Raw genomic sequence first — 4,193 nt, forward strand, 5'->3', positions numbered from 1 at the left:
TGGGGGCGGGCTGGTCATGCCCGGACCCGGCTGCGCCGGAAAACCGCTGGAGCCGACACGCCCCGCGTCCGTACCGTCGCCGGGGTGACCTACTTGAGCCCGCTCGGCTATCTGCTGGGACTGGAGGGCACCGCCCTGCTGCGCGGCCTCCGGGAGGGAACCGCCGACCAGGCCTTCGTCGAGGCCAGGACGGCCGAGATCCGCGGGCTGCTGGACACCCCGGAACTCGCCCGCGCCGAGGGCGTCACGGCGGTGCCGGGCGCGATCGGCACGGCCGACGTCTACGAGGAGTGGGCGGCGTACTACGACGAGCCCGGCAACCAGATGATCGACATCGAGCAGCCCGTCGTCCGGCGCATCCTGGACGGCCTGCCGGTCGGCACGGCCCTGGACGCCGCCTGCGGCACCGGCCGGCACACCGCCCATCTGCACCGGCTCGGCCATCGCGTGACGGGCGTCGACGCCTCGCCGGAGATGCTCGCGCGGGCACGGGAGCGGCTGCCGGACGTCGACCTCCGCGAGGCCGATCTGCACCGGTTGCCGTTTCCCGACAGTGCGGTCGACACCGTCGTCTGCGCGCTCGCGCTGACCCACGTGCCCGATCTCGCGGCCGTGCTCGCCGAGTTCGCACGGGTGCTGCGGCCCGGCGGGCATCTCGTGATCTCGGACGCGCACCTCATGTCGTCCTACCTACGGCCCACACTCCCCCGCCGCCCCGGCCCGGACGGCCGTCCCACCCTGCTCACCGAGTACCACCGCCCGCTCAGCGCCTACCTGTCGGCCGCGCTCCCCCTCGGCTTCCAGGTCCGCCACTGCGAGGAACCCCGCCGCCCGCGCCACTCCCCCGACCCCGGCGCCGCCCCGGACGCGCTGCCCACCTGGATGTCCTGGGACCTCCGGCGCTGGTGCCCCGAGGCGTCGGCCGCCGCGCTGGACGGGGCGCCGGTCGTGGTGATCTGGCATTTCCAGCTCGGGGACGACGGAGGAAAGTGAGCAACTCCCTTTTGTCCTCGGATGTTTGGCCGACTTCGGGGTACCCGGTGCGAGACGAAAGGGGGCGGGCATGCCGCTCACGTTCCGCAAGAGTTTCCGGATCCTTCCCTGGCTTCGGCTGAACATCAACAAGGGGTCCCTGTCGTTCACGACCGGGGGCAAGCGCGGCCCGCGGTACACACGCAGTACCTCGGGGCGCCGTACGACATCGATGAACCTGCCCGGGCCGTTCGGGTGGCGCAAGACGCGCACCAAGAAGGACGACTGAGGGCGCTGCTGACCGGTCGTCACCCGAATGGACCCCCCAGGAGGCGCCATCTCATATCTGAGATAACCTCGGCCTCATGGCAGACGACTACCTCGTACGTATCGGCAAGCTCATCCGTGACGCCCGGCAACATCGGGGCTGGACACAGACGCAGCTCGCCGAGGCGCTCGGCACCAGTCAGAGCGCCGTCAATCGCATCGAGCGCGGCAACCAAAACATCAGCCTTGAGATGATCGCTCGAATCGGTGAAGCCCTGGACAGCGAGATCGTGTCTCTGGGCTACGCCGGTCCGATGCATCTGAGGGTGGTCGGCGGACGCCGGCTGTCCGGTGCGATCGATGTGAAGACCAGCAAGAACGCGTGCGTGGCACTGCTGTGCGCCTCGCTCCTCAACAAGGGGCGCACAGTGCTGCGCCGGGTCGCGCGGATCGAGGAGGTGTACCGCCTTCTGGAGGTACTCGGCTCGATCGGCGTCCGCACCCGCTGGATCAACGAGGGCGTCGACCTGGAGATCGTGCCGCCGGCCGAGCTGGACATGGAGTCGATCGACGCCGAGGCGGCCCGCCGCACCCGCTCGATCATCATGTTCCTCGGCCCGCTGCTGCACCGCATGGACAGCTTCAAGCTGCCGTACGCGGGCGGTTGCGACCTCGGGACGCGCACGATCGAGCCGCACATGATCGCGCTGCGCCGCTTCGGTCTCGACATCGCCGCGACCGAGGGTCTCTACCACGCGCGGATCGACCGGTCCGTCTCCCCCGACCGCCCGATCGTGCTGACCGAGCGCGGCGACACGGTCACCGAGAACGCGCTGCTGGCCGCCGCCCGCCACGCCGGTGTCACGGTCATCCGCAACGCGTCCTCCAACTACATGGTCCAGGACCTGTGCTTCTTCCTGGAGGCGCTGGGCGTCGAGGTCGAGGGCATCGGCACCACCACCCTCACCGTGCACGGCGTGCCGACCATCGACGTCGATGTGGACTACTCCCCCTCCGAGGACCCGGTCGAGGCGATGAGCCTGCTGGCCGCCGCCGTCGTCACCGAGTCGGAGCTGACGGTCCGCCGGGTGCCCATCGAGTTCCTGGAGATCGAGCTCGCGGTCCTGGAGGAGATGGGCCTCGACCACGACCGCACCCCGGAGTACGTCGCGGACAACGGCCGTACGCGGCTGGTGGACCTGACGGTCCGGCCCTCCAAGCTGGAGGCGCCGATCGACAAGATCCACCCGATGCCGTTCCCCGGCCTGAACATCGACAACGTGCCGTTCTTCGCGGCCATCGCGGCGGTCGCGCAGGGTCAGACCCTCATCCACGACTGGGTCTACGACAACCGCGCGATCTACCTCACGGACCTCAACCGCCTCGGCGGCCGGCTCCAACTCCTCGACCCGCACCGCGTGCTGGTCGAGGGCCCGACCCGCTGGCGGGCCGCCGAGATGATGTGCCCGCCGGCGCTGCGGCCCGCGGTGGTCGTCCTGCTCGCGATGATGGCGGCGGAGGGCACGTCCGTCCTGCGCAACGTGTATGTCATCAACCGCGGTTACGAGGACCTGGCGGAGCGGCTCAACTCGATCGGGGCGCAGATCGAGATCTTCCGCGACATCTAGACCGCATCGCGGATGCTCGGGTGCCGCCGTGCCCTACAGGTGCGGCGGCACCGCCGTGTTCAGCGGGTGCTCCACTTCTGGTTGTCCTGGCCGTTGCAGTCCCAGAGCTGGAGCCGGGTGCCGTTGCCGGTCTTCTGGTCCTTGACGTCCACGCACTTGTTGGACTGCGGATTGACCAGGTCGTTGCTGGAGTTGAGGCGGAACTGCTGGGCCGGGTTGCCGCTGCACACCGCGATCTGGATCACCGCGCCGTTCGCCGACGAGCCCCAGGCGACGTCCATGCACAGGCCCATGGAGCGGATCGTGCCGTCCGAACGGAAGTCCCACTTCTGCCAGTTCTTGCCGGTGCAGCTGTTGATCTGCAGCGGCGAGCCGTCGGCGCCCTTGTGACCCACCATCTCAATGCACTTGTTGGAGGCGTGACCGTAGATGGTGGTGCCGGGGGCGCTGATCACCGTCTTGGTGGCCGTGACCTTGGGCGTGGTGGACTTCTTCGTCGAACTCTTCCCGGAAGAGGCCTTCTTGGGCGCCTCGGCGGAACTGCCCGCGATCACCCCGGCACCGGAACCGGCACCGGCCGCCGCCGCTCCCGCGCCGTTCTTCACCGCGTTGTTCTTGCCGCCGGAGGGGTGCGAGGGGGTCGCCTTCGGGGTGGTCAGGTCCGGGCTGGCCGAACCGTAGGCGCCCGCGCCGCTGTCCGTCGTCGCCCCGTTCAACACCGTCCCGGCGTCGGCCACTTGGTCCGACGGCTTGCTGTCCGAGCCCGACTTGCCGAGCATCCCCGACACCAGGAACGGCACCCCGATGAGCAGCGCACCTGCTATCGCGGCGCCGGCGAGGAGACCCCGGGAAGGGCGGCCGAAGGCGGGCGCGGCGGTGGCGGTGTCCTCATCGGTCCCCGAGCCCGCTCCAACGCCGCCTCCGGATGCGGCCGTTGCCGCGCCCGCGAGGGCCTCGGGGGCGGGGTCGGGATCGGCGTGACCTTGGGCTTGGGTGTCGGGGGCCGCTTCGGCGGTGGCGCCGTCGGTGCCCGTATCGGTGCCTACGGCGGCTTCGGCGCCGGGGAGTTGGGCCGCCGCGGCGGGCTGCGCGGGGGGCGTCGGTGTCGCCTCCGCCTTCGCCGCGGTCGCCGGGGTACCGGTGGCAGCGGTGCGGCCGCTCTCCGACTCGCCGCTCGTGGGCGGGAGTTCGGCGCCGGTCTCGGGGGCGCCGCTCGCGGTGTCCGGGGCCGGAGTGGGCTCCGCCCCGCCCGTCGCTGCCTGGTGCTGCGGGCTGTTCTTGCCGGACATGCTGGTCCTTCCAGAAAGGGGATCGGGTGACGACCGG

The 4,193-nt window shown here is 70.6% G+C and carries 4 protein-coding genes; 3 read left to right on the forward strand and 1 reads right to left on the reverse strand.

Annotated elements, in window-relative coordinates; all coding sequences use genetic code 11:
• Nucleotides 1–84: 84 nt before the first annotated feature.
• From OHT77_RS11335 to OHT77_RS11345, 3 genes are all read left to right on the forward strand, one after another.
• Nucleotides 85–993, forward strand: a complete 909-nt coding sequence (locus tag OHT77_RS11335) for a class I SAM-dependent methyltransferase (RefSeq protein WP_328828128.1) — start codon at nt 85–87, stop codon at nt 991–993.
• Nucleotides 994–1,063: 70 nt separating this feature from the next.
• Complete coding sequence (locus OHT77_RS11340) at nt 1,064–1,261, forward strand: DUF4236 domain-containing protein (protein WP_266773474.1); 198 nt, start codon at nt 1,064–1,066, stop codon at nt 1,259–1,261.
• A 76-nt stretch (nt 1,262–1,337) separates the two neighbouring features.
• The gene (locus OHT77_RS11345) at nt 1,338–2,867 is read left to right on the forward strand and encodes a helix-turn-helix domain-containing protein (RefSeq protein WP_266773472.1); all 1,530 of its coding nucleotides are present in this window, start codon (nt 1,338–1,340) and stop codon (nt 2,865–2,867) included.
• Between the two features lie 59 nt (nt 2,868–2,926).
• On the opposite strand, the gene OHT77_RS11350 is transcribed toward OHT77_RS11345, so the two are convergent.
• Nucleotides 2,927–4,156 carry an RICIN domain-containing protein gene (locus OHT77_RS11350; protein WP_328828130.1) on the reverse strand — a complete coding sequence of 410 codons (1,230 nt, stop codon included), beginning with the start codon at nt 4,154–4,156 and terminating at the stop codon, nt 2,927–2,929.
• Between the last annotated feature and the right edge of the window lie 37 nt (nt 4,157–4,193).

Source organism: Streptomyces sp. NBC_00252, assembly GCF_036187565.1.
Lineage (GTDB): Bacteria > Actinomycetota > Actinomycetes > Streptomycetales > Streptomycetaceae > Streptomyces.